We start from the raw sequence: 23,280 nt of genomic DNA, 5'->3' as shown, positions 1-23,280 counted from the left end.
TGCATCGCCTGTGTCTGGGCTGTGCACAACCTGTGCACACTCTGTGCAGCAAAAAACCCAGCATTTGCTGGGTTTTTCTTATCGCGCCGGATCGCTGTTGCGCAGCCCAACGAACGCAGCTGTTGCGCGAAAAGGTTAAAGCGCTGTCAGCACCTGCGGCAATGTCTCGGCAAGCACCGACATCTCTGTCTGTGGCGCGCAACTGATCCTGATGCAACGATCCAGCGGCGCGACGCCGGGCATCCGCACGAACACGCCTTTCGCCTCCAGCCCTTTCACCAGCCGCCGCGCGAAATCACCGTCCCGCCCGGTATCGACCGCGACGAAATTCGTCGCCGAAGGCAGCGCGAACATGCCATTTTCCGTAGCAATTTCAGCGACCTTCGCCCGGGCAGAGATCACCTGACCCCGCACATGCGCCAGCCATTCCTGATCCGCCAAGGCGGCAAGCGCCCCGACCTGACCGATCCGGCTCATCCCGAAGTGATTGCGGACCCGCTCGAACCCGGCGATCAGTTGCGGATGCCCATAGGCATAACCAACCCGCGCCCCGGCCATTCCGTAAGCCTTTGAAAAGGTGCGCATCCGAATGACACGGGGATCATCCACCGCGATCTGCGGAACGGCCTCATCCGGCGCAAATTCCACATAAGCCTCATCCAGCACCAGCAGACAGTTGCCGGGCAAACCATCCAGCATAGCCTCGATCACCGCGCCCGCATGCCAGCTTCCCATCGGGTTGTCCGGGTTGGCCAGATAGACCAGCCGCGCCCCGGTCTCCCGCGCCTTTGCAATCAGCGCATCCGGGTCTTCGCGGTCATCGCGATAAGGCACCTTATGCAGCACCCCGGCAAAGCCCGCGACGTGATAATTGAAGGTCGGATAGGCGCCATCCGAGGTCACCACCGCATCGCCCGGCGCGATCATCAACCGCACCAGCAGCCCCAGAAGGCCGTCGATCCCTTCGCCTACCACGATGTTTTCGCTGGATATCTGCAAATGCCGGGCCAAAGCCTGCCGCAGATCGTGGCTGGTCGGGTCGGCATATTGCCAGACCTGCTGCGCCTCGTCCCGCATCGCCTGCACCGCCTTTGGCGACGGCCCGAAGCCATTCTCATTCGCGCCGATCCGGGCCACGAAATCGAAGCCCAGTTGGCGTTGCAGCGTCTCGGGCCCGACAAAGGGAACGGTGGCGGGAAGCGAGGCAGGAATAGGGGCGAATTCGGGTATCTTCATATTCGTGGACTTTGCCGATTTCACGGCATTGCGCAAGCGATCCTACAATTGTGGCCGCCTGCCCGCGCTGCTAGCCTTGCCTCAAGGCGTCATAGAACGGCAGGGGGGCAGGACATGCGCAAGAACGGCAGCAAGATCGAGGCAAACGGCGCGTCAATTCATGTGGAGGAAACGGGAAACCCGCATGGGCGCGAGCTTTTGTTCCTGCATGGCGGCGGCGGCAGTCTGGACGATTGGGACGGCGTGATCGATGCTTTCGAGGATTGCCGCTGCGTGCTGATCGACAGCCGCGGCCATGGCGCCTCGACACTGGGGACCGACCCGCTCTCCTATCGGCTGCTGGCTGCCGACGCCGAGACGGTCATTGCCGAACGACAGATGACATCGCCGGTCATCATCGGTCATAGCGACGGCGGCATCACCGGCCTACACGTCGCCGCGCGCGGCAATCGCCGCCTGTCCGGTCTGGTGACCATCGGCGCGAATGGCGATGCACCAGCCACGACCGTGATGCGCAACATCTATGATCTGCTGACGCCAGAGAAGTGGCGCGGCCGCTTTCCCGAGACGGTCGAGCATTATCAAAGCCTCAACCCCGAACCGGATTTCGAAAAATTCTTCAAGGCATTGCTGTCGATGTGGCGCAACACCGCGACCGGCAATTACCCCGGCCGCATCGCCCAGACCATCCGCTGCCCGGCGCTGATTATTGGCGGGGACGAGGATCATCTGGTCCTGCGTGATGAAACCGTGGCGCTGGCAAATGCGATTGCGGGGGCGAAGCTGGGGCTTATCGCCTTCGGCAGCCACGTCCCCCATCAGGATCAACCGGAACTGGTGCTGCCGTTGATCAAGACCTTCCTGTCAAAGCTCTAGCCAAAGGCAAGCCCCTCAGAACGCCCGGAAGGTCATCGTTGTCAGCGTCCGGCTGATATGAGGGATGTCGAACAGCTTTTCCGACAGGAATCGCCCGACATCCTCATCCTCGGGGATATAGACCTTGGCCATCAGGTCGTAATCGCCCGAGGTCGAGTAAAGCTCGCTGACGATTTCGCGGTCATAGATGGCCTCGGCAACCTGATAGGTCTTGCCGGGCTCGCAGCGGAACTGGACGAAGACGGGTCGCATCATGGCCTCCTGCTGATGGTTCGACGACAGGTTAGACTGCGGGCGATGGCGGGGTCCAGTCCCCGCGCGACCACCCCCGCCAGAAGCGCCGCATCAGCAGCGCCGCCGCCAGTGTCAGCCCGACGCAGAGGCCCAGCCACAGACCCGCAGGACCAAAGCCAAGCGGGAAGGCCAGCGCCCATGCGACCGGCATGCCGATCACCCAATAGCTGAAGGCCGCGATCCACATCGGCACGCGCGTATCGTGAACCCCGCGCAGAAAGCCCAGCGCGATCACCTGCAAGGCATCGGTCAACTGGAACAGCGCCGCATAGACCAGCAGCCCTGCCCCAATCGCGATGATGACCGGAGCCAAGGGATCGGCCGCATCCAGATACAGCCCGACCAAGGGCCGGGCAAAGATCAGAAAGGCCGCGATGGTCAGCGCGGCAAAGACCAGCGACAGCCCGATCACCGTCACCGCCGCATCGCGCATCCAGACATTATCGCCGCGCCCCTTGGCCTGCCCGACCCGCACCGTCGCGGCATTCGACAGGCCCAGATGCACCATGAAGGCAATCGAGGTGATTTGCAGGGCAATCCCATGCGCGGCCAGCTCTTGCGTGCCGATCCAGCCCATCATCACGTTCGAGGCGACGAACAGCCCGCCCTCGGCCACCATGGTCAGCCCGATTGGCCAGCCAATGCGAAACACATCGCGCATCGCCTGCGTATCGGGACGCCAGAACCGCTGGAACAGGTTATATTTCCGCGCCTGCGGCAGCCAATGCGCATAAAGCGCCAGCGCCGCCAGACCCAGCATCTGCACGGTCACGCTGGCAATGGCCGCGCCGCGCACGCCCAGTTCCGGCATGCCCAGATTGCCAAAGGTCAGCACCCAGATCAGCGCCACATTCAGCGGCAGCCCCGCCAATGTGACCCACATGGCGACGCCGGGCCGCTCTTGCGCGGCAAGATAGGCGTTCAGCGTCAGCGATCCCAGCATCGGCAGCAAGCCCCAACCGGCAATCCGTAGGAAATCCTGCGCCATCGTCGCGGTCGTCTGGGTCTGGCCAAGCGCCAGCAGGATCGGGCCGGAAAACCAGAAGAACGGCATACACAACAGCGAATGGCCGACGGACAGCCACAGCGCCATACGGGCCGAGCGTCGCACCTCGGTCTCGTCGCCGCGCGCGATGGCGGTCGCGATCACGCCCATCACGCCAATGCCGTAGCCCATGCCAAGAAAGAAGAAGATGTTGATCATCGATGTGGCAATGACCAGCGCCGCCAGCGCATCGACGCTGTACCAGCCAAGCAGCACCGTATCGCTGACATGAATTGCCATGCGCGCCAGATGGCTGCCGATCAGCGGCAGGCCCAGCGATAATGTCGCTAAAATGTGGGGTGAATACTTTCCAAACATCAAAATGCCTTATCCTTGTGCAGGAGGCCGGGCAATCTTGATTTGCACGATGTGCATGAAGACAGTTTCGCCGTTGCATGAAAGCGCCGCCTGCGCGCTTGCCCGACCGCCCGCCTTCTGCAATAGAGAAACCGTTTCCAGCCGCCGGAGGAGGAACATGAGTTTTCGCGCCCGCCATCTTCTGGGTATCGACCACCTTGCCCCTTCCGAGATCGTGACGCTTCTCGATCTGGCCGAGGAATACGTCGCCCTCAACCGCCGCACGGTCAAGCATTCCGACGTGCTGGAGGGACTGACCCAGATCAATATGTTCTTCGAGAATTCGACCCGCACCCAGTCCAGCTTCGAGCTGGCGGGAAAGCGGCTGGGCGCCGATGTCATGAATATGTCGATGCAGAACAGCTCGGTCAAAAAGGGCGAGACGCTGATCGACACGGCGCTGACCCTGAACGCGATGCAGCCAGACCTGCTGGTGGTGCGGCATCCGAACAGCGGTGCGGTGAACCTGCTGGCCGAGAAGGTGAAATGCGCGGTCATCAATGCGGGCGACGGGCGGCACGAGCATCCGACACAGGCTTTGCTGGACGCGCTGACCATCCGCCGCGCCAAAGGACGGTTGCAGCGCCTGACCGTGGCGATCTGCGGCGACATTGCCCATAGCCGTGTGGCGCGGTCCAACCTGATCCTGCTGGGCAAGATGGAGAACCGCATCCGGCTGATCGGTCCGCGGACGCTAATGCCCTCGGGCGTGGCCGATTTCGGCTGCGAGATTTACGAGGATATGCGCGAGGGGCTGAAAGGCGCCGACGTGGTAATGATGCTGCGGCTTCAGCGAGAGCGGATGGATGGCGGTTTCATCCCGTCCGAGCGGGAATATTTCCACCGTTGGGGGCTAGATGCCGAAAAGCTGGCACTGGCCGCGCCCGACGCCATCGTCATGCATCCCGGCCCGATGAACCGGGGTGTCGAGATCGACGGCACCATCGCCGACGACATCAATCGCAGCGTCATTCAGGATCAGGTTGAAATGGGCGTCGCCGTCCGTATGGCCGCGCTGGATCTGCTGGCCCGGAACCTGCGCGCCGACCGGGGACGCGCTGCGGCGGGCGGGGTGATGGTGTGAGCGACGGTCCGAACGCCGCAGATTGGGCGATAGCGCTGGAGCCGGGTGAGCGGATCCTGTGGATGGGTCAGCCCGTCGGGCCAGCAAAAGCCGATCGGGCGACCAGTTTCTTCCGTTTGTTCGGCGCGATCTTCGCCTTGGGCGGGTTACCCTTTCTTGGGATCGGTCTGCTGGTGGATGCCGGGGACCCGATGTTCAACCTGATCTTTGCCGGGCTTGGCGCAAGCGCCTTGGTCATCGGGCTTTCCGTGCTCATTTTACCCGCACGCTTCACCAAGGCCCGCCTTGCCAAGACCCGCTATGCGCTGACAGACCGTCACGCCCTGGTTTATGAAGGGCAGGCGATCAAATCGTGGAACATTACCCCGACGATGCAGGTCGAGGTTCATCCGGGCACTCCCGGCTCGCTGATTTTCGGGCAGGAAGAGCTTGCCATCGAAATCAACGGCGCTCCAGCCTATCGCGATATCGGCTTCATCATGATCCCGGATGTCATCGAAGTCGGCAAGATGATCCGCGATATCCAGTCGCGACAGCTTTCCAATACCGAAGCCGCAGGATGATCGTCTGATGTCGCAAGCCGCAACCGGCATCAACTGGGCCGAAAGCCTTCATCCGGGCGAGCAGGTCTTGTGGCAAGGCGCGCCCATTGGCCCCGGTCGCCCCGATCTGCCGGTGCGCTTTTTCAGCCTTCTGGGCACGATCCTGTCGCTGGGCAGTCTGCTGTTCATTCTGATCGCCTTCCTTGGCCGGTCGCAGCCCGATTTCGTTGCGGGCTTCGGCGGCATTGGTGCGGTGGCGCTGATCGTCGGCCTGACCTGCCGCTTCCTGCCCCGCCGCTTGCAGATCGCCCGCCTGCGCCGCAGCCGCTATGCCCTGACTGATCGTCGTATGCTGGCCCATGACGGTGCGAAGCTGCGGGACTGGCCGATCACGCCGAAGCTGGAGCTGGAGGTGCTGCGCGACTCGGTTCTGGTCGCCCCGCCCGAGGATCCGCGCCTGCCCAACCGCCCCTACCGCGAGACCGGCTTTATCGCCATTGCCGAGCCCCGGCAGGTGGCCGACATGATCAAAGACATCCAATCGCGCCAAGCAGGCAGAACGGAGACCGCGCCGTGACCACCCTCGTTTTCCAGAATGCCCGCCTGATCGACCCCGAGGCGCAGACCGACGCACCCGGCAGTCTTCTGGTCCGTGACGGCGTGATCGAAAGCATCGGCAGCCCCGATGAGGCCGCACCCGAAGGTGCGGACATCGTCGATTGCAATGGTCGCGCGCTGGCTCCCGGTCTGATCGACTGGGGCGTCAAGATCGGCGAACCGGGCGAGCGGCACAAGGAAAGCTTCCGCAGCGCCGGCCGGGCAGCGGCGGCGGGCGGTGTGACCACGATGATCGTGCGCCCCGACACCCTGCCCCCGATCGACACCCCGGAATCGCTGGAATTCGTGACCCGTCGCGGCGCCGACGCCCCGGTCAACATTCGCCACATGGCCGCGCTGACCAAGAACCGCGATGGCCGCGAGATGGTCGAGATCGGCTTTCTGACCGATGCCGGGGCCGTGGCCTTCACCGACGGTGTCCGCCCGGTTCAGGACGCGAAACTGCTGTCGCGCTGCATGACCTATGCGCGCGGTCTGGACGCGCTGATCGTGGGCCATCCGCAGGATGCCAGCCTGTCGAAAGGCGCGGCGGCGACCAGCGGCAAGTTCGCCTCGCTCTACGGGATTCCCGCCGTGTCGCCGATGGCCGAGGTGATGGGTCTGGACCGCGATCTTGCGCTGGTCGAGATGACCGGCGCCCGTTGGCATGCCGACCAGATCACCACCGAGGCCGCGCTGCCCGCGCTTCGACGTGCCCGCGACAAGGGGCTGAACGTGACGGCGGGGATCTCGATCCACCATCTGACGCTGAACGAATTCGATGTGGGCGATTACCGCACCTTCTTTCGTTTCACCCCGCCGCTGCGCCCCGAGGATGACCGGATCGCGATGGTGCAGGCGGTCGCGGACGGGCTGATCGACGTGATTGCGAGCTTCCACACCCCGCAGGACGAGGAATCAAAGCGCCTGCCCTTTGAGGCAGCGGCCCCCGGCGCGGTCGGCCTGCAAACCCTGCTGCCCGCCGCGTTGCGCCTCTATCACCAAGGCGGGCTGACCCTGCCGCAGCTTTGGCGGGCCATGTCGCTGAACCCGGCGAAACGGCTGGGCTTGCCTGCCGGTCGGTTGTCGAAGGGTGCGCCTGCCGATCTGATCCTGTTCGATCCCGATGCACCTTTCGTGCTGGACCGTTTCACGCTGCTGTCGAAATCGAAGAATACCCCCTTCGACGGCGCGCGGATGGAGGGTCGTGTCACCGGCACATGGGTCGCGGGCCAACGCGTTTTCGGAGGTGAAGCATGATTTTGGTCATCTGGGCCGCACTTGGCTACCTGATCGGTTCGATCCCCTTCGGGTTGGTCATCACCCGCGCGCTTGGCCTTGGCGATCTGCGCCAGATCGGGTCCGGCAATATCGGTGCAACCAATGTGCTGCGCACCGGCAACAAGCCCGCCGCGCTGGCAACGTTGCTGCTGGACAGCGGCAAGGGCGCCATCGCCGTGCTTCTGGCCCGCCATTTCGGCGGCGAGACGGCGGCGATCCTCGCGGGCGGCGCGGCCTTTCTGGGCCATTGTTTTCCGGTCTGGCTGGGCTTCAAGGGCGGCAAGGGGGTCGCCACCTTCCTTGGCACGCTGATCGCGCTCTATTGGCCGCTGGGCCTGATCGCCTGCGCGACATGGCTGGCAACAGCGCTGGTCAGCCGGATCAGCAGCCTTTCAGCCCTGATGGCGGCGGCTTTGGCCCCGGTCTTTGCATGGGCATTGGGACGCAGCGACCTGATCCTTGTCTGCCTGTTCATTGCGGTGCTGATCTTCATCCGCCACCACGCCAACATCACCCGCCTGCTGGACGGGTCAGAGCCGCGTATCGGACGTAAATCCTAGCGTTCAGCAACCAGCGTCCGGCCTGCCGGGCGCAACGGTCTGGTTGGTGCGGTCATTGCGGGCTGAGGCTCGGGCTCGACGCTCTGGGCGATCTCGCGCAGCGACGGGCCTTCGAACGGACGCGCGATGACGGGTTTCGGCGACGAAACGCTTTGTGCCGGTTGATCGGCAAGGCGGTTGAGCGCCTCGACACCACGGCTGGCGGAAACCGCAATCGACAAAAGCGCAAGGCACGCCCCCGCCAGAAGGATCAGCGCGACCAATGCGGCAAGGCCCGCAAAGATCGGCAGGGGTGGCAGGCCGGTCGATTGCCGGACCAGAAGCACCACCACCCCAAGAAGTGCCAACACGCCAAGGACGAACACCGCCGCCACCAGACGTTGCAACCACGTCATCACATCTGCCCGCATGATCTGCCCCTTTTCACCGGCTTTTTCGCCGGTTTGCCGTCAGTCAGATCATATTTCAAGCATCAGCTACGCCGCAGACGCTCACCTTGTCGTGCGCTATGAGGCTGTCAGCGCTGCGACAGACGCTCGACCGCTTCCGCCGTGCGTTTGGTGTTGTTGTAGATGCCAAGGCCCAGATAGATCATGCCGCCCAGAACGATCAGATAGATCGAACCAAACACCCAGGCCAAGAGACCCTGAAAAAATCCGCCCTGGGCCGAGAACATCACGACCAGCCCGCCAATGAAGACGCTGACCGCGCCGATGACGATCACGACATTGATGATACGTTCCATCCAGAGAATGAAGAAATCGCGCAAGATATTGGCTCCTATAGGATTTAACTGCCGGAATACTGGCATGTCAGTATCCCTGACGCAATCAATAGGAATATTCCGCGTAGATCTGTGACAGATCGCCCTGCCATTCGCCGTGGTATTTTTCCAGCAGCTCGTCGGCGGGGACTTTGCCTGAATCGACACTTTCCTTCAGTGCGTTCAGGAAATGCGTCTCGTCCGAGATCAGACCGCCTGCGCCGGTCTTGGCGCGGTTTCTAAGACCCGTTTCAGCGATCTCCAGAACCTCACGCGCCAGATCAAGCATCTTGACCCCGTTCGCCTCACCCTGAAGCGCATCGCGCGACGCGGCGCGACGCAGGCCCTCGCGCGTCTCATGATCCCACCCCTTGACCAGATCCCATGCGGCATCCAGCGCGGTTTGGTCATAGGTCAGGCCGACCCACAGCGCGGGCAGCGCACAAAGCCGCCGCCACGGGCCGCCATCGGCGCCACGCATCTCGATAAACTTCTTCACCCGCGCTTCCGGGAAAACCGTGGTCAGGTGATCCGCCCAGTCCGAAAGCGTTGGGATCTCGCCCGGCAATGCGGGCAGCTTGCCTTGCAGGAAATCGCGGAAGGATTGCCCCAAGGCGTCGATATATTTGCCGTCGCGATAGACGAAATACATCGGCACATCGAGAACGTAATCGACCCAACGGTCATAGCCAAAGCCGTCCTCGAAGGCGAAGGGCAACATCCCCGTCCGCGCCTCGTCCAGATTCTGCCAGATATGCGCCCGCCAGCTTTTCATGCCGTTCGGCTTGCCATCAAGGAAGGGCGAATTGGCGAACAGCGCCGTTGCGACAGGTTGCAGCGCCAGCGCCACCCGCAGCTTTTGCACCATGTCGGGTTCAGAGGCGAAGTCCAGATTCACCTGCACCGTGCAGGTGCGATACATCATCTGCTTGCCCATCGTGCCGACGCGATCCATGTAATCGGTCATCAGCCGGTAACGGCCCTTGGGCATCATCGGCATCTGGTCCTGCGACCAAATCGGTGCCGCGCCAAGGCCGATGAAGCCCGCCCCCAGCTTGTCGGCGATCTCTTTCACCTCGGCCAGATGGTGGTTCACCTCGTCGCAGGTCTGGTGGATCGTCTCCAGCGGCGCGCCCGACAGTTCCAACTGGCCGCCCGGCTCAAGGCTGACATTGGCCCCGTTCCGTTCAAGGCCGATGATGTTGTCCTGTTCGTAAACCGGGGTCCAGCCAAAGCGTTCCTGCAAGCCGGTCAGCATCGCCTTGATCGAGACCTCCCCCTCGTAGGGCAAAGGCAGCTTGTTGGCCGTGTCGTAACCGAACTTCTCGTGTTCGGTGCCGATGCGCCATGCATCGCGCGGTTTTTCACCTGATGCGATATAGGCAACCAGTTGATCGCGGCTTTCGATCGGGCCTCCGCCCTGCTGAGGAATCGACATGAACTAGAGGCCTTTCTGCGTTGTCGTCCGTCACAGGTGGCAAGCGGACAGGATCAAGTCAAGCTGCCTTGATCGCTTCTCCGCCAAAGGACGGACACCGCATCCCTTTGTTCCGCGACATGCGCCAGTGCATTCGAAACCGCGCCCATCTTCAAGCCGGGCAGCGACGTAAAGGCATCTGCCAGCGACGCGGCACCCGCCGCATCGACGGGAATCAGCAATGCCTCGCCCTGTTGATTGCGCAGGCGCCAATGGCCGCGTCCCTGCAATCGCAGCAGCCGGATCTCGGTCAGATCGCGCAGGGCGATCTCACCCCCAAGCGCGGCTGCGCCGAAATAGCGGATGGCGCCTTCCTCGACCTCGACCACGCCGGGGGCATCGATCTGACGACGAAAGGGCATGCGTCGCCACGCGCCGATGGAAAGGGAAACGCCAACCAAAGCAACCAAGAGGCCAATCGCCGCGAAAAACCAGCCGCCCCAGGTCGCAAGCCATAGTCCAAACACAAGGACGCCGCCTGCAATTAGCGTTTCCGACCAGCGCTTCAACCAGTCGCGGATTTCAGGCCGGATCATGGTGTCACCTCGACCGGCTGGCTGAAAAACACCATGCGGATTGTCCCGCTATGCCGGAACCCGATGGCGATATAGGCCCGCGCGGCTTGCGCCGATGCTGCGAACAGACAGGCTCGGGTCGCGCCTCGCCCGCGCATTTCTGCCAGCAACATCGCGACCGCCCGTCGGGCAAGGCCACGGCGACGTAGCTCGGGCGGCGTATAGACACCGCCGATCTGAACCAGCCCCGGAAGCCGCGCATTGACTCCGGCGAGCGAGACCGGGCGATCATCCTGCCAGATCAGCCGGTGGCTGCCGTCGCGCATCCAGTCATCGATTTCAGCGGGCGCGGTCCGGGCGGCCTCGGCAGGCGTATCGCCAAGAATCTCGACCCGGTAAGCCGCGCGCCAGCCCAGCAGCAAATCTCGGTCGACATCGCGTAAGGGTTGGCTCCAAAGGCCCCCCACGTCCGGGACGATCATATCCTTCAGATCAAGTTCAAAGCCAGGTTCTTCGCGATTCAATGCGGTCGGCGCGTCGGTCAGTCCCAGCATCTCTATCGCGCGGACCACCTGACCGCTTTCGCCATTCGCGCCGACAATCCGCCGCCCTTGCAGCGCGGGCCGCAGGCCGGACCACCCCTGGCCCGCGTCGCGCATCTGCGGCATCAGGACGCCGCCCGCAGTCAGGCCGGTGAACCCGGTCCAGTCCGGTGTCCGCCAGAGATGAACCGCGCGGTGGTCACTTCCTTCACGGGCAAGGCCATGGTTGTGAATGTTCGATTGCAGAAAGATCGGCCCTTCCGAGCAATGCTCCAGCGCGGCCGCAGCCCGCGACAACTCGTCGGCGCCAACCGGGATCATGCCCGGTGCCGTGCTGTCAGGGGACCTACCATCGGTCCAGCGCCGCCTCGTCGCTGTCTTTGGCGGCTACCCATTCCCCCTCGCCATCAGGGCCGATCTCGCGCTTCCAGAACGGTGCGCGGGATTTGAGCCAATCCATGAGATAGTCGGCGGCATCGAAGGCCGCGCGGCGGTGGCGGGCGGCGGTCGCGACCATCATGATCGGCTCACCCACGCTCAGCCGCCCGTAGCGGTGAATGATCAACCAGTCGGCAAGACCGAACCGCAGGGCGGCACCGGCGCCGAAATCGGCAAGCGCGCGCTCGGTCATGCCGGGGTAATGTTCGATTTCAAGCGCGGTCATCTGGCCGGTATCGTCGCGGACCAGACCTGAAAAGGTGACGACCGCACCAGCACCCTGACCAAAGCCACGAAGCTCGGCGGCGAGATCGAAAGGTTGGGGCTGGATGCGGGCGGGCATGACCTAGCCCCCTGTCATCGGCGGGAAGAACGCAACCTCCCGCGCGCCGGTCAGAGATGCGTCAAGATCGGCAAGCTGCTGGTCCACCGCACAACGCACCGCCGCCATGTCGGCAAAGGCCGCCGCGTGCCAGTCATCGCGGGCGATAAGCTGCGCGACCAGATCGCGGACGGTTTCGGCATCAGTCTCGATCCGTTCGCGCGGCTGTCCGATCCTTTCGCGCAACCACGCGAAATAAAGGACATCAAGCTTCATGACCCGGCTCTCGCAGATAGGGCAGCGACTTCACGAAATAATCCCAGCCGGTCCATGCGGTCAAAGCCGCCGCGATCCAGATCAGAAGCAGGCCCAGATGCGTTGCCAGATCGGCCCAGCTTGTTGACCACGGCAAGCTCACCTCACCCACCATCGGCGGCTCGCCATGTTCAAGGAAGGTCAGGCCCGTACCCAAAAACAGCACCGAGATCGCAACCATCTGGCAGGTGGTTTTCCACTTGGCCAGCTTGGTGACCTTCAGCAGTTTCGCGTTCGGTCCCAGAAATTCGCGCAGGCCCGAGACGAAAACCTCGCGGAACAGGATCACGGTTGCGGGCAGAATCAGCCAAGGATTCATGCCGGAATAGCCCGTGATGACGACGATCGCGATGATCACCATCGCCTTGTCGGCGATCGGGTCCATCGCCGCGCCGAAGCGGCTTTCCTGTTGCCAGGCGCGGGCCAGATAGCCGTCGATCCAGTCGGTGATCGCCGCCACCATGAACAGCGTCAGCGCCGCCCAATCCGCGAAGGGGCGGCTGAAATACAGAAACATCAGCGGCACGGCAGGCGCCGCGATCAGCCGAAGCAGGGTCAGGATATTGGGCAGGTTCCAGCGCATACCGGCAAGCTAGCCATTGCCGCAGGGCTTGGGAAGAGGCCGCAGTGCGATTGCGGCAAACGAACGCGGCGCATCGGGGTGCGCCGCGTCCATGACAGTCAGACCAGCGCCTCTGGATAGAGGTCATACGCCTTTTCGCCGACGGTCAAATGCAGGGCCTTGATCCGGTATTCGCCAAAATGGCGAGTCCGGCGGCCAATGATCTGAACCTTGTCGCCGGGCAACACGGCGTGTTCGGTCAGGCCCACCGCGTCATTACGAACGCGATTGGCAAGCTCGATGGTCCAGTTCCGCCCATCGCGGCAACGAACATACAAAACGGGATAGCAACCACTGATGTAATTATCAGTAACGACCGCATCCATTTCGGTCAGCCGGGGTTGGAAATCCGACCAGAGATCGTCTTCAAACCCGTCGTTAAGTTGGAAAGCGGGGGTCCGTGTCTCGGCGCGGGCAAGTTCTGTCGCACGGGTCATGAGGGGCCTCCTTTCAGCAAAAATCGATCACAGAATTGTTTCGACCTGCCACAACTATAGCGCGACAAACCCAGCCTAGACAGGCAGGATATTACCGAAGCTTCGCTGCAGTGCAGAAGTTTGCCCTTTGTTTCGACAAGGAAAATTCCCCAACCCGCTTTAGCATAAACAAAAAATTCGCCAGCCGCGTCATCGGCGAATAATTGCCGATATGTTACCGAATGAAATATTTGCGTCGCTGCTATCGATTGCGCCAGCGAGGCCCGTTTCCCTCACGTCACGTCCTTCGCGCATTGCAGCGCAAGGTTTCAGCGCCTGTCTGGCGCGGCGAGAGAATCAGTTGCGGATGTTGAAATGGTCATAGACCTTTTGCGCCATCGCCGCCGAGATCCCCTCGACCGCTTGCAGGTCGGCAAGCCCCGCGCGACTGACTGCCTTGGCGCTTCCGAAATGCGTCAACAGCGCGCGTTTGCGCGACGCGCCGATGCCCGCGATCTCGTCCAACGGATTGGCCATAACCGATTTTGCGCGCTTTGCCCGGTGGGTCCCAATCGCCCAACGATGCGCCTCATCGCGCAGTCGCTGGACGAAATACAGCACCGGGTCGTTCATGCGCAGCGCAAAGGGCCGTTGCCCCGGTCGGTGAAACTCTTCCTTGCCGTGGTCGCGGTCCACGCCCTTCGCCACACCGACAATCGGGATATCCTCGACCCCCAGATCGGCAAGGATACCGTCCACCGCCGAGACCTGCCCGGCGCCGCCGTCAATCAGCAAAAGGTCGGGCCAGGCTTCGGTCTGCCGATCCGGGTCTTCCTTGAGCAGCCGGGCGAACCGGCGGGTCAGCATCTCTCGCATCATGCCGAAATCGTCGCCCGGCGTGATCTCCGTGCCCTTGATGTTGAATTTTCGATACTGGCTTTTGATGAAACCCTCGGCCCCGGCGACGATCATCCCGCCGACGGCATTGGTGCCCTGGATATGGCTGTTGTCATAAACCTCGATCCGGCGCGGCGGCGCGGGTAGATCGAATGCCTCGCCCAACCCTTCCAGCAAGCGGATCTGCGCGGCGCTTTCCGACATCCGCCGGGCAAGGCTTTCGCGCGCATTCCTTAGAGCGTTCGTCACCAGCTCAAACTTCTCGCCGCGCTGCGGGACGCCGACGACGGTCCTGCGACCGGCACGTGTTGACAGCACCTCTGCGGTCAGTTCAGGATCTTCGGGCCCATGCGACAGCAGGATCATCCGCGGCGGTGGCTTGTCGTCGTAGAACTGCAGCAGAAAGGCCTGCATCACCTCGTCAGGCGATTCAGCGCCACCCAGCCGGGGATAGAAGTCACGGTTGCCCCAGCTTTGGTTGCCGCGAATGAAGAAGACCTGCACGCAGGCCTGCCCACTTTCCATATGCAGCGCTACGATATCCGCTTCCGCGACCCTTTTCGGATTGATCGCCTGCACCGATTGCACTGCCGTCAGCGCCTTGATCCGATCACGCAGGGCTGCCGCGCGCTCGTATTCCATCGCTTCCGCCGCCTCTGCCATATCCTGCGCAAGCTGCGCCTGAATGGCCGTGGTCTTGCCCTTGAGGAACATTTCGGCATCGGCCACCAGATCGCTATAATCCTGTTCCGAGATCTTGCCGACGCAAGGCGCACTGCAGCGCTTGATCTGAAACAGCAGACACGGGCGGGTGCGGCTTTCGAAAACCGAATCCGTGCAATTGCGCAGCAGGAACACCCGCTGCAACTGAGTCAGCGTCCGGTTTACGGCACCGGCGCTGGCGAAGGGGCCGTAATAATCGCCCTTCTCGGATTTCGCGCCGCGATGTTTCTTGATCTGCGGATAGGGATGCGCCTTGGCGACAAGAATGTTCGGGAAGGATTTGTCGTCGCGCAGAAGCACGTTGTAGCGCGGCTTCAATTGCTTGATCAGGTTCTGCTCAAGCAGCAGCGCCTCGGTCTCGGTCCGGGTGGTCAGGAACATCATCGAGGCGGTGTCGCGGATCATCCGCGCAATCCGCCCGGAATGGCCCGAGGGGCGCGCGTAGTTCGACACCCGCGCCTTCAGATCGCGCGCCTTGCCGACATAAAGAACCGCGCCCTGAGCATCCAGCATCCGATAGACGCCGGGGCTGCCGTCAAGCGTGCGAAGGTAATCCTGGATTACGGCGTGGCCGGTCTTCTGGGTCATGGTGCTAAGAAAGTGATTCCCCTCAACGGCTGCAAGTTTCTTTCACGAAGTGCAAGGCCGAACCTGTCCACGACTCCTGTGGATAAAGCTGTGGGAGAATGTCGCAGCATAGGGCCTCGGACCAACAATCATTACATTTTCGTGACTTTGCCTAATATTTAGGCATCAACTCATGCCATTGTTTTCATTGAACTAAATTATTTCCGCGCGGAACGAGAGCGAAAAAACAGCCATATTTCATGTGCCTGTAACGAAAAACTCATCATCGTGGACAGTTGCAGCGATGAGACGATGCCGGGCGTTATTCATCGCCAAGAAGATCGGCCGTCTGCCACACCAGATGCTGACCACCGTCCACGCACAAAAGTTGCCCGGTGACGGCTTTTGCATCCAGAAAATATCCAAGAGCCGCAGAGATATCCGAAGTGTTCGAACCGCGCCCAAGCACGGTCGCAGCGCGCTGTCGGGCGAAATTCGCCTCTGTCTGACGGCTTCCAGCCAGTGTCGGGCCGGGGCCGATGGCGTTGACGCGAATATCAGGCGCCAGCGCCTGAGCCGCCGTCCGGGTCAGCGCCCAAAGCCCCGCCTTGGCCAGCGAGTAGGTCATGAAATCCGGCGTGGGTTTCAGCACCCTCTGATCGACGATATTAACCACAAGGCCCGAGGCGACAGGCTCGCCCATCTCATCAGCCCGCGCCTTTGGGGCCTGCGCCGCGAAAGCCTGCATCAGTTGAAAAGGCGCACGCAGGTTCGATCCCAGATGCCGGTCCCAGCTTTCCATCGTCGCGCTATGAATATCGTCAGGCTCGAAGATCGAGGCGTTGTTAACCAGAACCGTGACGGACCCCATTGCATCGGTCACGCCGGGGATCAACGCTGCCGTCTGCTCGGGGTCCAGAAGGTCGGCCGAAAAGGCGCGGGCATTGACGCCCGATGCACGGATATCAGCGGCGGTCGCCTCGGCCTCGGCACGCGAATTGGCATAGTGAACGGCAACATCGTAACCGCGCCTGCCAAGATACAGCGCCATCTCGCGACCCACGCGGCGCGCGGCGCCGGTCACCAATGCAACACTCATCCCCTATCGGCCCCGGGGCTTGATGCCCAACAGCCAGGCCAGAAACCGGCGAAAACCCGGACCGCTGACCAATGCCAGAATGGCGATGAAGACCAGAAAGACCAGAACCGCCTTGATGCTCATCCGTTCGCCCCGAAACGGGCGAAGGCCACACGCTCTTCGGCGGCGTCGAGCACCGTTTCGGCAGAAAGGCCAAGGCGGCGGAACAGCGACTGGCGGGGGCTGTGAACGGCAAAGCGGACCTTGTCGCCGTAAAGCTGTTTCATCTTCGGCACCAGATGGGCGATGCCATCGGCAAGACCCAGACGGACAGACTCTCGTCCCGCCCAGAACTGACCGGTGAAGAGATCTTCGTCAGAGGTCAGCCGATCACCACGGCGAGCAGTCACATGCTCTTTGAACGCCACATGGATCGGCTCCAGCACATTGCGCAACCGCTCGACATCTTCGGGTCTTTCGGGGCGGAATGGGTCCAGCGTCGATTTCGACCGGCCTGCCGTATGCACGCGCCGTTCGATCCCCCATTTGCCGATCAACTCCTGAAAGCCGAACCCGGCCGAGATCACGCCGATGGAGCCAAGGATCGAGCTGTCGTCAGCCCAGATCTGATCCGCCGCGCAGGCCAGCCAATAGCCACCCGAGGCCGCGACATCTTCGACGAAGGCATGGACGGGGATATCATGTTCATCCGCCAGCCGCCGAATCCGCGCAGCGATCAGCGAGGATTGCACTGGCGAGCCGCCCGGCGAATTGATCGACAATGCCACTGCCAGCGGTTTGCCCTTGCGGAAAGCCCGCTCAATCACCGGGGCAAGGACGGCATCGCTCAGCCCGCGACCGCGGCCCGCCATACCAATAGCGCCATGCAATCGCACAACGGAAATCTGAGGATGCTTGTTCGTCAGCCGGTCGAGAAATGGAATACGCATGCCGTCACAGATAAGCGTAAGCATGCCCCGCCACAAGTCAGGCAAAAGAGGCTTTATCTGATCGTATCGCCTGGCAGGAAGGTCGGGTTCAGCGCGACGATCCGATCTTCCGGCAAGGTATCCTTGCCCGCCACAAGCCGTGCAGCGCGGCGCCCGATATCGACGCGACGGGCATCGGTCGTGGCCAGACGCATTGGCAGCCCGTCAAGAAGATCGACCCCGTTGAAGCCCGCCAGTCCGATCTGTCCCGGAATGTCGATGCCCTTGTCGAGGCAGTAGAGCAAGCCGCCCGCACCGATCATGTCGTTCGAGAAATAGATGAAATCCAGATCCGGCGCGCGGGTCAGTATCCGCTCGGTCAGTTCGCGACCCTTCAGCAGCGACGAGCCGCCCTGATAATATTCCCGCGTCTCCAGCGTCACGCCCTGTTCGGCCAACCCTTCCTCGAACCCGACCAGCCTTTTGCGGGCACGGTGATCCTCTGGCATGTGGGTGCCGACAAAACCGATCCGGCGATAGCCTGCCGCGATGATCCGCGCTGCCATCTCGCGGCCCGCACGCATGTGAGAGATGCCGACGATGGTATCGATCCCCTCACCATCGATATCCATGATCTCGACCACCGGGATGCCAGAGTTCTGCAACATCGCGCGCGAGGCGCTGCTGTGCTCCAGACCTGCCAAAATCACGCCAGAGGGACGCCACGACAGCATGTCGTAAAGCACCATTTCCTCACGCGCGGGGGAATAATTGGTGACACCGATCACCGGCTGCAGGCCAGTATCATCCAGTTCCGCCGAAACGCCGCCCAGCACATCCGGGAAGACAAGGTTCGACAAGGACGGAATTACCACAGCGACCAGATTCACGCGCTGGCTTGCCAGGCCCCCGGCGATCTTGTTCGGGACATAGCCCAGTGTCTTCGCGGCGGTAAGCACCTTCTCGCGGGTCACCGCCGAGACATCTCCGCGGTTTCGCAGCACACGGCTGACGGTCATTTCCGACACGCCGGACGCCTCGGATACATCGCGAAGGGTCAGGGGACGACGAGGGCGTTGCGTTGTCATAAATCGGCCATCAAGCATGAATATACGAGGATGTTAGCGGAGGACGGTGGCGGCGACAACCTTGCCAAATCGCTGCAACGCAGTAAAAAGCGGCATGGCGGCCCCGTGGCTCAACTGGATAGAGCAGCCCCCTCCTAAGGGGCAGGTTACAGGTTCAAGTCCTGTCGGGGTCACCATTTTTTAATTAAAAACAGAAGCATACGCTCGAATCCGTGCAAAGTCATGCGGCTTCTTGCGGGATTTCGCGCGTGCTCTCGCGGAACCGACCGGCAGCACCGGTACAAATCCCGTACAGAAGCGGATGACGGACAGCGATGGGCGAAGCCAAAAAACTGGCTTGGCGGCAACCGAAACCGGGGTAAAACTCAGAAGAAAGTGCTCAGCTCTCCCGGGGACATTACCCCGGAGCGACCACTCCGATCAATCACAATAATAATGCGTAGCCGAACCAGCGCGCCATCTGCATCAGCGTGTCGCTCGCAGTCACATTGCGCAGGAGATAAGAGACCGTGAGGCCTTCGAGTGTCAGCCCGCGTGACAGCGCCAATCCGCCGATGGCGATGACATGAAGACCGTCAACCTTGTGTAGTGAATAGTCGAGTTGGCACCCCGCATATTGAGCCTCGACCCGAGGCCACGGCCATGGGAGGCAGAGGTGCTGGGCGGCTGAACAAACCTTGACCGGAAGGGTGCTGTCAGAGGACAGTTGGCTTGAGGCAATTGAATAGCAACAGCTGTATCGAGCTGTTCGATCTCGATGCACAAATCCCCATGCAGGGCAAAGCAGCCGGAGAAGGTCAGGCGGTTGCAACATGGGCTCTGGCACATCTTTGCCTGATGGTGTCCGATCTGGAAGCGGCTACCGACAGCATAATCGCCGCCGGAGCGCGGCAGCTGTCCGGTCCCGAAACGCTGCACCTGGGGCTACCTGCAGTCACCGTACACAACGCGATCTTCGAAGGGGTGGCGGGCGAGATCATCGAACTGATCGAGAAGGTCAGCTTCCCCGGAGACAGCCCTGGCACCAGCACTTTCCCCGTTTCGCCTCGCATCGTGAAATGACTGTCGGCGACCGGGCCACGATCATGTAAAAGACTGATCATCACCGTGCCATCAGGCGGCGCAGGTGAGCTTGCCGGTATTGCCGGCGGGTCGACCAAATTGTGGGCGATCTTCATCCAGGCTTGGCGACGCGAGCTTTGAGTGGCATCATTCGTGGAATTTTGATTGATTCATACTCACTTACGGAGCCCTCGCGATGAACGCTCACTTGCGTCAAGCTGAACGCCTCGGTCGCCTGACGACGGAACTCGGACCCGATATTCTGGCTCTCCTTCGCTTCGATGGTTCCGACCATCTGAACGATCTGTTCGAATACCGCGTCGAGGCCCTGGCCAGTCGCGACGACCTGGATTTCGATTCGCTGATCGGCACCCATGCCACTGTCGAAATCGAGGGCCGCGAGGGTATCCAGTATTTCGACGGCATCGTGACCCAAGCGCGATGGGCCGGTGTCGGCGAGAACGGGCATCGTTATGACCTGACGCTCCGGCCCTGGTTCTGGCTGGCCTCGCGCCGCCGCAACCAGCGCATCTTCCACAACAGGACCGTGGTGCAGATCCTGCAGGAACTGCTGGCGGACTATGCCCAGCTGGGCGATCCAGCACTGAAGGTGGAACTGTCGCAGGATTATCCGGAGCTGGAGTATACCGTGCAATATCGAGAATCCGACCTGGACTTCGCCCGCCGGCAGATGGAGCGCTTCGGCATCAGCTTCCATTTCCGCCACGCCATGGGCAGCCACACGCTGGTGCTGACCGACGACGTACTGGCGCATGAGACGATCGGTGCGCGGCCCTACAAGAGCTATGATGGCCACCATCAATACGAGCAGGAGCATTTCTGGGACTGGGCGCCGGAACGAAACATCACTACCGGCGCGATCCGGCTGACCGACTACAACTTCAAGAAGCCCGACCAAGCGATGGAGGCCGACCGGCTGGGCGATGCCGCCCATGCGCAAGGCCAGATCGAGAGCTTCGACTATCCGGGCGACTATCTGGCGCAAGACGTGGGCAAGATCGTGGCGGGGCTGCGCGCGGGCCTGGAACGTGGGGCAGATCGCCGCAACCGCGCGGTTGGGGACTGCGCCAGCCTGCGGGCGGGGCGGCGGGTGAGGCTGTCCGGCGACCCTGTGCCGGGTGTGGGCGAGACGTATCTCTGTCTTTCCGCCAGCCACCATTTTGTCAGCGAAGCCTACGGCTCGGGCGGTCAGGACGGTGACGGGTATTCGTTCACCGGCAGCTATGCCCTGATGCCGGACACCGCGCCGATGGTGCCGCCGCGGCGCACGGCGGTGCCGGTGGTGCATGGACCGCAGACCGCGGTCGTCGTCGGCGAAGGCGAGATCGACTGCGACGAATACGGCCGTATTCTGGTGCGCTTCCACTGGGATCTCGCAGGTGCCCATTCGATGCGATGCCGAGTTTCGCAGAACTGGGCCGGCGCCGGCTGGGGCGGCATGGTCATCCCGCGCATCGGTATGGAGGTCGTCGTCGAATTCCTAGAGGGCGATCCCGACAAGCCTCTGGTCACGGGAAATGTCTTCAACGGGAAAAACGATGCTCCCTATGAGCTCCCCAAGCACAAGACGCGATCCACCTTCCGAACCAACACGCATAACGGAAAAAAATCCGGGCGGGGGTTCAACGAACTGAGGTTCGAGGATCAGGAGGGCGACGAAGAAATATATGTGCATGCACAGAAAGACCGCAACGAGAAGACCCTGAACAACCACGCAGAGCGAATCGACAACAACTGGCTCCAATCGGTGGGGCACAACAAGGTCCTTGAGGTGAAGAACAACCAGAACGAAGCCATAGGCGGAGATTACTTCCTGTCGGTTGGCCCAAGTTCCATTGGGACACTTGTGAGCCTGAGTCTTCTGGAAAACTCCGAAGGCATAAAACAGGCGACCACAGGGCTCGGCCTCCTGGGGCAGATTGTTCCAGGATTGGGGAATATGTCCGTATTTGTCGATAAGGCAAAAGTGGAAACCGTGGGCTTCACCAGCCTAGAGACAGTCGGCACCAATAAATCAATCGTAACAGGGGTCGACTTTGGAACGAGCGCCGGGAAGAACACTCACCTTTCGACCGGCCAAAAGTTCCAGATTGTCGCCGGGAAAGAGTTCGAGATCGTTTGCGGCAAAAGCAGGTTTGTCATGCTGGAAGATGGAACCGTAAAGATACTGGGAAACAACTTCTACTTCTCTTCCTACGATGACTTCATCATCCTCGGAAAAGACGTAAAGATCAATTGACCGATGGGAATCGGGCCTCAGCAACGATCAACGCACAGGACGACACTTCAGCGCGATTTCATGTTGCGCAACGTCTTGCCGCCCCTTACTTCCGGCGGCCCGATGCGGGAAGCGGTTCCCGGTGCATCTGTCAACAGCAGCTTCACTACTTTCGTCGTACCTTCCAATCAGATCACCGGATGGAGAAACGGGCAGATCGTCTCGCCGGCAGAAGTGAATGCGGCGTTTTCGCAGTACTACTCGCAATATCGTGTGTCACAGCACAATCAACTTCATCCTCGCCTGAACTATGACCAGTATGTCGTCTCGACGCAGTCTTTCATCGGCCGTCAGGGTTCGACGCCATCTTCGTATCAATTCATCCGTCCTCATCCCTCGGCGACCCAGCGTGCACAAGCGAATCGCGAACAGACAATCATTCAGGGATATATAAGGGGATATCGAAACGAAGCGCAGTTCAGGGAAAACATGCAAGGGCTGATCGCAGCCGCGCGACGGGACGGGTTAAACCTTTACGGGCAGGGGGGGTTCCTGCCGGGACAGTCCGGCAATCAGCAGACGATGTCCCATCTTGGCTCGCAAGGCTTCGTCGGTGTCCGCGGTTCGGCACTGACCGGTCAGTCCGCGCAACGAGGAACCACCTTCCGGGAACACGGGCCGTTCAACCAGAGAAGCGACCTCGACATCTTCATCATCCTGCCCGCCGGGCAGAATCTTCGCATGGGGCGCGGCAACAACGAGATGGCAACACCAGGAACCTATCCGGCCATCGCACAATGGGCGCAATCTTCTCAACAGACCCTGGGACGGGACGTCCGTGTGATGGTGCGTCGCGAAAGCGTCTTGACCAACCTGGTCAACAGCTTCAATCGGGAAGCCTATATCGTCGTCAGCCCGTCCGGAACCCTATCCCACTGGGTTCTGCCACCAGGATTCTAGGAGCAATATGTCAGGAACAGCTTCGATAAGCGGCTTTGTGTTGCCAAAAAAATCTGCCGGCGGCGTATCTTACGATGGCGCAATATTCTGCCATCTCCTTGGCTTCACCGATTGCTATGAATATGCCAGCGATCACTACATGGGAGATTTTCATGTCGTGAGCAGCTCGGACCAGCATATGCTGATGTTTCACGGATTGAAGAGAGACTATCAAACCGACCCGATGGAAGAGCTGGGGGGCGAGACGTTTCTGGATCGCCTCGCTTTTCTGGAGGCACGTGTCGATGATCTCTATGAATTTCGGCTTGAGCTCTACTATGAGCACAAGGATGCTGCCGCCAGGTTTGCGAGCGACGTATTGAGAGCGCTGGACGAGAACTATGAGGCGGTCTTCGATGTCACGGACACCGGCGAACGTTGCCCGGTATCAGTCAGATTTCTGGAGCGTGCCTGAA

General features: G+C 61.4%; 27 protein-coding genes and 1 tRNA gene. 11 read left to right on the top strand and 17 right to left on the bottom strand.

The features are described 5' to 3' along the window. Positions 1-135: 135 nt before the first annotated feature. Positions 136-1,236 carry a pyridoxal phosphate-dependent aminotransferase gene (locus tag JJJ17_RS09730; protein WP_200685895.1) on the bottom strand — a complete coding sequence of 367 codons (1,101 nt, stop codon included), beginning with the start codon at positions 1,234-1,236 and terminating at the stop codon, positions 136-138. A gap of 114 nt (positions 1,237-1,350) precedes the next feature. On the opposite strand from JJJ17_RS09730, the gene JJJ17_RS09725 reads away from it, so the two are divergent. Next, on the top strand, positions 1,351-2,112 hold the full coding sequence (locus JJJ17_RS09725) for an alpha/beta fold hydrolase (RefSeq protein ID WP_200685893.1): 762 nt from the start codon (positions 1,351-1,353) through the stop codon (positions 2,110-2,112). A gap of 15 nt (positions 2,113-2,127) precedes the next feature. On the opposite strand, the gene JJJ17_RS09720 is transcribed toward JJJ17_RS09725, so the two are convergent. Both JJJ17_RS09720 and JJJ17_RS09715 read right to left on the bottom strand, forming a co-directional pair. Next, positions 2,128-2,364: an Lrp/AsnC ligand binding domain-containing protein gene (locus tag JJJ17_RS09720; RefSeq protein WP_200686720.1), complete on the bottom strand. Its 237-nt coding sequence runs from the start codon at positions 2,362-2,364 to the stop codon at positions 2,128-2,130. A 31-nt stretch (positions 2,365-2,395) separates the two neighbouring features. After that, entirely contained in the window at positions 2,396-3,769 is a 1,374-nt protein-coding gene (locus JJJ17_RS09715; protein ID WP_200685892.1) for an MATE family efflux transporter, read from the bottom strand. 157 nt (positions 3,770-3,926) lie between these two features. On the opposite strand from JJJ17_RS09715, the gene JJJ17_RS09710 reads away from it, so the two are divergent. From JJJ17_RS09710 to plsY, 5 genes are read left to right on the top strand one after another with little or no spacing between them, the layout of a single operon-like run. Then, positions 3,927-4,892, top strand: coding sequence for an aspartate carbamoyltransferase catalytic subunit (locus JJJ17_RS09710; RefSeq protein WP_200685890.1), 966 nt, complete (start codon positions 3,927-3,929; stop codon positions 4,890-4,892). Next, positions 4,889-5,455 (top strand): hypothetical protein, encoded by a 567-nt coding sequence (locus JJJ17_RS09705; protein WP_200685887.1) that lies wholly within the window; start codon positions 4,889-4,891, stop codon positions 5,453-5,455. Before JJJ17_RS09710 ends, JJJ17_RS09705 begins: the two co-directional genes overlap by 4 nt. 7 nt (positions 5,456-5,462) lie before the next feature. Continuing rightward, entirely contained in the window at positions 5,463-6,011 is a 549-nt protein-coding gene (locus JJJ17_RS09700; protein ID WP_200685885.1) for a hypothetical protein, read from the top strand. After that, positions 6,008-7,291 carry a dihydroorotase gene (gene pyrC / locus JJJ17_RS09695; RefSeq protein ID WP_200685883.1) on the top strand — a complete coding sequence of 428 codons (1,284 nt, stop codon included), beginning with the start codon at positions 6,008-6,010 and terminating at the stop codon, positions 7,289-7,291. Before JJJ17_RS09700 ends, pyrC begins: the two co-directional genes overlap by 4 nt. Further along, a complete protein-coding gene (plsY, locus tag JJJ17_RS09690; protein WP_200685882.1) occupies positions 7,288-7,872 on the top strand; it encodes a glycerol-3-phosphate 1-O-acyltransferase PlsY in 585 nt (194 codons plus the stop codon). Before pyrC ends, plsY begins: the two co-directional genes overlap by 4 nt. Here plsY and JJJ17_RS09685 read toward each other — a convergent pair. The 13 genes from JJJ17_RS09685 to JJJ17_RS09625 form a co-directional block, all read right to left on the bottom strand. Next, positions 7,869-8,282: a hypothetical protein gene (locus JJJ17_RS09685; protein WP_200685880.1), complete on the bottom strand. Its 414-nt coding sequence runs from the start codon at positions 8,280-8,282 to the stop codon at positions 7,869-7,871. The genes plsY and JJJ17_RS09685 overlap by 4 nt on opposite strands. A 107-nt stretch (positions 8,283-8,389) precedes the next feature. Then, on the bottom strand, positions 8,390-8,641 hold the full coding sequence (locus tag JJJ17_RS09680) for a hypothetical protein (protein WP_200685878.1): 252 nt from the start codon (positions 8,639-8,641) through the stop codon (positions 8,390-8,392). Positions 8,642-8,702: 61 nt separating this feature from the next. Continuing rightward, positions 8,703-10,073: a glutamate--cysteine ligase gene (locus JJJ17_RS09675; RefSeq protein WP_200685876.1), complete on the bottom strand. Its 1,371-nt coding sequence runs from the start codon at positions 10,071-10,073 to the stop codon at positions 8,703-8,705. A gap of 53 nt (positions 10,074-10,126) precedes the next feature. Then, entirely contained in the window at positions 10,127-10,648 is a 522-nt protein-coding gene (locus JJJ17_RS09670; RefSeq protein ID WP_200685874.1) for a hypothetical protein, read from the bottom strand. After that, on the bottom strand, positions 10,645-11,490 hold the full coding sequence (locus tag JJJ17_RS09665; RefSeq protein ID WP_200685872.1) for a GNAT family N-acetyltransferase: 846 nt from the start codon (positions 11,488-11,490) through the stop codon (positions 10,645-10,647). The genes JJJ17_RS09670 and JJJ17_RS09665 overlap by 4 nt, the downstream gene beginning before the upstream one ends. Before the next feature lie 25 nt (positions 11,491-11,515). Then, positions 11,516-11,950 (bottom strand): molybdenum cofactor biosynthesis protein MoaE, encoded by a 435-nt coding sequence (locus JJJ17_RS09660; protein ID WP_200685870.1) that lies wholly within the window; start codon positions 11,948-11,950, stop codon positions 11,516-11,518. Positions 11,951-11,953: 3 nt separating this feature from the next. After that, a complete protein-coding gene (gene moaD, locus JJJ17_RS09655) occupies positions 11,954-12,205 on the bottom strand; it encodes a molybdopterin converting factor subunit 1 (protein ID WP_200685868.1) in 252 nt (83 codons plus the stop codon). After that, positions 12,195-12,827: a CDP-diacylglycerol--glycerol-3-phosphate 3-phosphatidyltransferase gene (gene pgsA / locus JJJ17_RS09650; RefSeq protein WP_200685866.1), complete on the bottom strand. Its 633-nt coding sequence runs from the start codon at positions 12,825-12,827 to the stop codon at positions 12,195-12,197. The genes moaD and pgsA overlap by 11 nt, the downstream gene beginning before the upstream one ends. A 98-nt stretch (positions 12,828-12,925) precedes the next feature. Next, positions 12,926-13,303: a hypothetical protein gene (locus JJJ17_RS09645; RefSeq protein ID WP_200685864.1), complete on the bottom strand. Its 378-nt coding sequence runs from the start codon at positions 13,301-13,303 to the stop codon at positions 12,926-12,928. Positions 13,304-13,639: 336 nt separating this feature from the next. Continuing rightward, the gene (uvrC, locus tag JJJ17_RS09640; protein ID WP_200685862.1) at positions 13,640-15,490 is read right to left on the bottom strand and encodes an excinuclease ABC subunit UvrC; all 1,851 of its coding nucleotides are present in this window, start codon (positions 15,488-15,490) and stop codon (positions 13,640-13,642) included. Positions 15,491-15,791: 301 nt separating this feature from the next. Beyond that, on the bottom strand, positions 15,792-16,568 hold the full coding sequence (locus JJJ17_RS09635; RefSeq protein ID WP_200685861.1) for an SDR family oxidoreductase: 777 nt from the start codon (positions 16,566-16,568) through the stop codon (positions 15,792-15,794). 119 nt (positions 16,569-16,687) lie between these two features. Continuing rightward, the gene (locus JJJ17_RS09630) at positions 16,688-17,497 is read right to left on the bottom strand and encodes a S49 family peptidase (protein ID WP_200686718.1); all 810 of its coding nucleotides are present in this window, start codon (positions 17,495-17,497) and stop codon (positions 16,688-16,690) included. Positions 17,498-17,550: 53 nt separating this feature from the next. Further along, positions 17,551-18,564 carry a LacI family DNA-binding transcriptional regulator gene (locus JJJ17_RS09625; protein ID WP_200685860.1) on the bottom strand — a complete coding sequence of 338 codons (1,014 nt, stop codon included), beginning with the start codon at positions 18,562-18,564 and terminating at the stop codon, positions 17,551-17,553. A 99-nt stretch (positions 18,565-18,663) separates the two neighbouring features. On the opposite strand from JJJ17_RS09625, the gene JJJ17_RS09620 reads away from it, so the two are divergent. Next, positions 18,664-18,740, top strand: a tRNA-Arg gene (locus JJJ17_RS09620). A gap of 248 nt (positions 18,741-18,988) precedes the next feature. On the opposite strand, the gene JJJ17_RS09615 is transcribed toward JJJ17_RS09620, so the two are convergent. Then, on the bottom strand, positions 18,989-19,378 hold the full coding sequence (locus tag JJJ17_RS09615; protein ID WP_200685859.1) for a Z1 domain-containing protein: 390 nt from the start codon (positions 19,376-19,378) through the stop codon (positions 18,989-18,991). On the opposite strand from JJJ17_RS09615, the gene JJJ17_RS09610 reads away from it, so the two are divergent. The 4 genes from JJJ17_RS09610 to JJJ17_RS09595 all read left to right on the top strand — a co-directional run bounded on the left by JJJ17_RS09610 (position 19,276) and on the right by JJJ17_RS09595 (position 23,279). Next, positions 19,276-19,626: a VOC family protein gene (locus JJJ17_RS09610; protein WP_200686795.1), complete on the top strand. Its 351-nt coding sequence runs from the start codon at positions 19,276-19,278 to the stop codon at positions 19,624-19,626. The genes JJJ17_RS09615 and JJJ17_RS09610 overlap by 103 nt on opposite strands. A 196-nt stretch (positions 19,627-19,822) precedes the next feature. Beyond that, positions 19,823-21,886 carry a type VI secretion system Vgr family protein gene (locus JJJ17_RS09605; protein ID WP_200685858.1) on the top strand — a complete coding sequence of 688 codons (2,064 nt, stop codon included), beginning with the start codon at positions 19,823-19,825 and terminating at the stop codon, positions 21,884-21,886. A 60-nt stretch (positions 21,887-21,946) separates the two neighbouring features. Continuing rightward, complete coding sequence (locus JJJ17_RS09600; protein ID WP_200685857.1) at positions 21,947-22,825, top strand: hypothetical protein; 879 nt, start codon at positions 21,947-21,949, stop codon at positions 22,823-22,825. Positions 22,826-22,832: 7 nt separating this feature from the next. Next, entirely contained in the window at positions 22,833-23,279 is a 447-nt protein-coding gene (locus JJJ17_RS09595; RefSeq protein ID WP_200685856.1) for a hypothetical protein, read from the top strand. Position 23,280: the final 1 nt, after the last annotated feature.

Source organism: Paracoccus caeni (assembly GCF_016629665.1).
Taxonomy (GTDB): Bacteria; Pseudomonadota; Alphaproteobacteria; order Rhodobacterales; family Rhodobacteraceae; genus Paracoccus; species Paracoccus caeni.
Note: the sequence above shows the minus strand (reverse complement) of the source record. Positions and strands in the feature narration are given on the sequence as shown.

Excerpts from the sequence above, each read along its gene's own strand:
- JJJ17_RS09715 (WP_200685892.1), bottom strand. The coding sequence starts at position 3,769 with ATGTTTGGAAAGTATTCACCCCACATTTTAGCGACATTATCGCTGGGC.
- JJJ17_RS09605 (WP_200685858.1), top strand. The coding sequence starts at position 19,823 with ATGAACGCTCACTTGCGTCAAGCTGAACGCCTCGGTCGCCTGACGACG.
- JJJ17_RS09670 (WP_200685874.1), bottom strand. The coding sequence starts at position 10,648 with ATGATCCGGCCTGAAATCCGCGACTGGTTGAAGCGCTGGTCGGAAACG.
- JJJ17_RS09645 (WP_200685864.1), bottom strand. The coding sequence starts at position 13,303 with ATGACCCGTGCGACAGAACTTGCCCGCGCCGAGACACGGACCCCCGCT.
- JJJ17_RS09675 (WP_200685876.1), bottom strand. The coding sequence starts at position 10,073 with ATGTCGATTCCTCAGCAGGGCGGAGGCCCGATCGAAAGCCGCGATCAA.
- moaD (WP_200685868.1), bottom strand. The coding sequence starts at position 12,205 with ATGAAGCTTGATGTCCTTTATTTCGCGTGGTTGCGCGAAAGGATCGGA.
- JJJ17_RS09635 (WP_200685861.1), bottom strand. The coding sequence starts at position 16,568 with ATGAGTGTTGCATTGGTGACCGGCGCCGCGCGCCGCGTGGGTCGCGAG.
- JJJ17_RS09720 (WP_200686720.1), bottom strand. The coding sequence starts at position 2,364 with ATGCGACCCGTCTTCGTCCAGTTCCGCTGCGAGCCCGGCAAGACCTAT.
- JJJ17_RS09595 (WP_200685856.1), top strand. The coding sequence starts at position 22,833 with ATGTCAGGAACAGCTTCGATAAGCGGCTTTGTGTTGCCAAAAAAATCT.
- JJJ17_RS09725 (WP_200685893.1), top strand. The coding sequence starts at position 1,351 with ATGCGCAAGAACGGCAGCAAGATCGAGGCAAACGGCGCGTCAATTCAT.
- JJJ17_RS09710 (WP_200685890.1), top strand. The coding sequence starts at position 3,927 with ATGAGTTTTCGCGCCCGCCATCTTCTGGGTATCGACCACCTTGCCCCT.
- pgsA (WP_200685866.1), bottom strand. The coding sequence starts at position 12,827 with ATGCGCTGGAACCTGCCCAATATCCTGACCCTGCTTCGGCTGATCGCG.
- uvrC (WP_200685862.1), bottom strand. The coding sequence starts at position 15,490 with ATGACCCAGAAGACCGGCCACGCCGTAATCCAGGATTACCTTCGCACG.
- JJJ17_RS09665 (WP_200685872.1), bottom strand. The coding sequence starts at position 11,490 with ATGATCCCGGTTGGCGCCGACGAGTTGTCGCGGGCTGCGGCCGCGCTG.
- JJJ17_RS09660 (WP_200685870.1), bottom strand. The coding sequence starts at position 11,950 with ATGCCCGCCCGCATCCAGCCCCAACCTTTCGATCTCGCCGCCGAGCTT.
- JJJ17_RS09625 (WP_200685860.1), bottom strand. The coding sequence starts at position 18,564 with ATGACAACGCAACGCCCTCGTCGTCCCCTGACCCTTCGCGATGTATCC.
- JJJ17_RS09730 (WP_200685895.1), bottom strand. The coding sequence starts at position 1,236 with ATGAAGATACCCGAATTCGCCCCTATTCCTGCCTCGCTTCCCGCCACC.
- JJJ17_RS09615 (WP_200685859.1), bottom strand. The coding sequence starts at position 19,378 with ATGTTGCAACCGCCTGACCTTCTCCGGCTGCTTTGCCCTGCATGGGGA.
- JJJ17_RS09630 (WP_200686718.1), bottom strand. The coding sequence starts at position 17,497 with ATGCGTATTCCATTTCTCGACCGGCTGACGAACAAGCATCCTCAGATT.
- plsY (WP_200685882.1), top strand. The coding sequence starts at position 7,288 with ATGATTTTGGTCATCTGGGCCGCACTTGGCTACCTGATCGGTTCGATC.
- JJJ17_RS09700 (WP_200685885.1), top strand. The coding sequence starts at position 5,463 with ATGTCGCAAGCCGCAACCGGCATCAACTGGGCCGAAAGCCTTCATCCG.
- JJJ17_RS09600 (WP_200685857.1), top strand. The coding sequence starts at position 21,947 with ATGTTGCGCAACGTCTTGCCGCCCCTTACTTCCGGCGGCCCGATGCGG.
- JJJ17_RS09685 (WP_200685880.1), bottom strand. The coding sequence starts at position 8,282 with ATGCGGGCAGATGTGATGACGTGGTTGCAACGTCTGGTGGCGGCGGTG.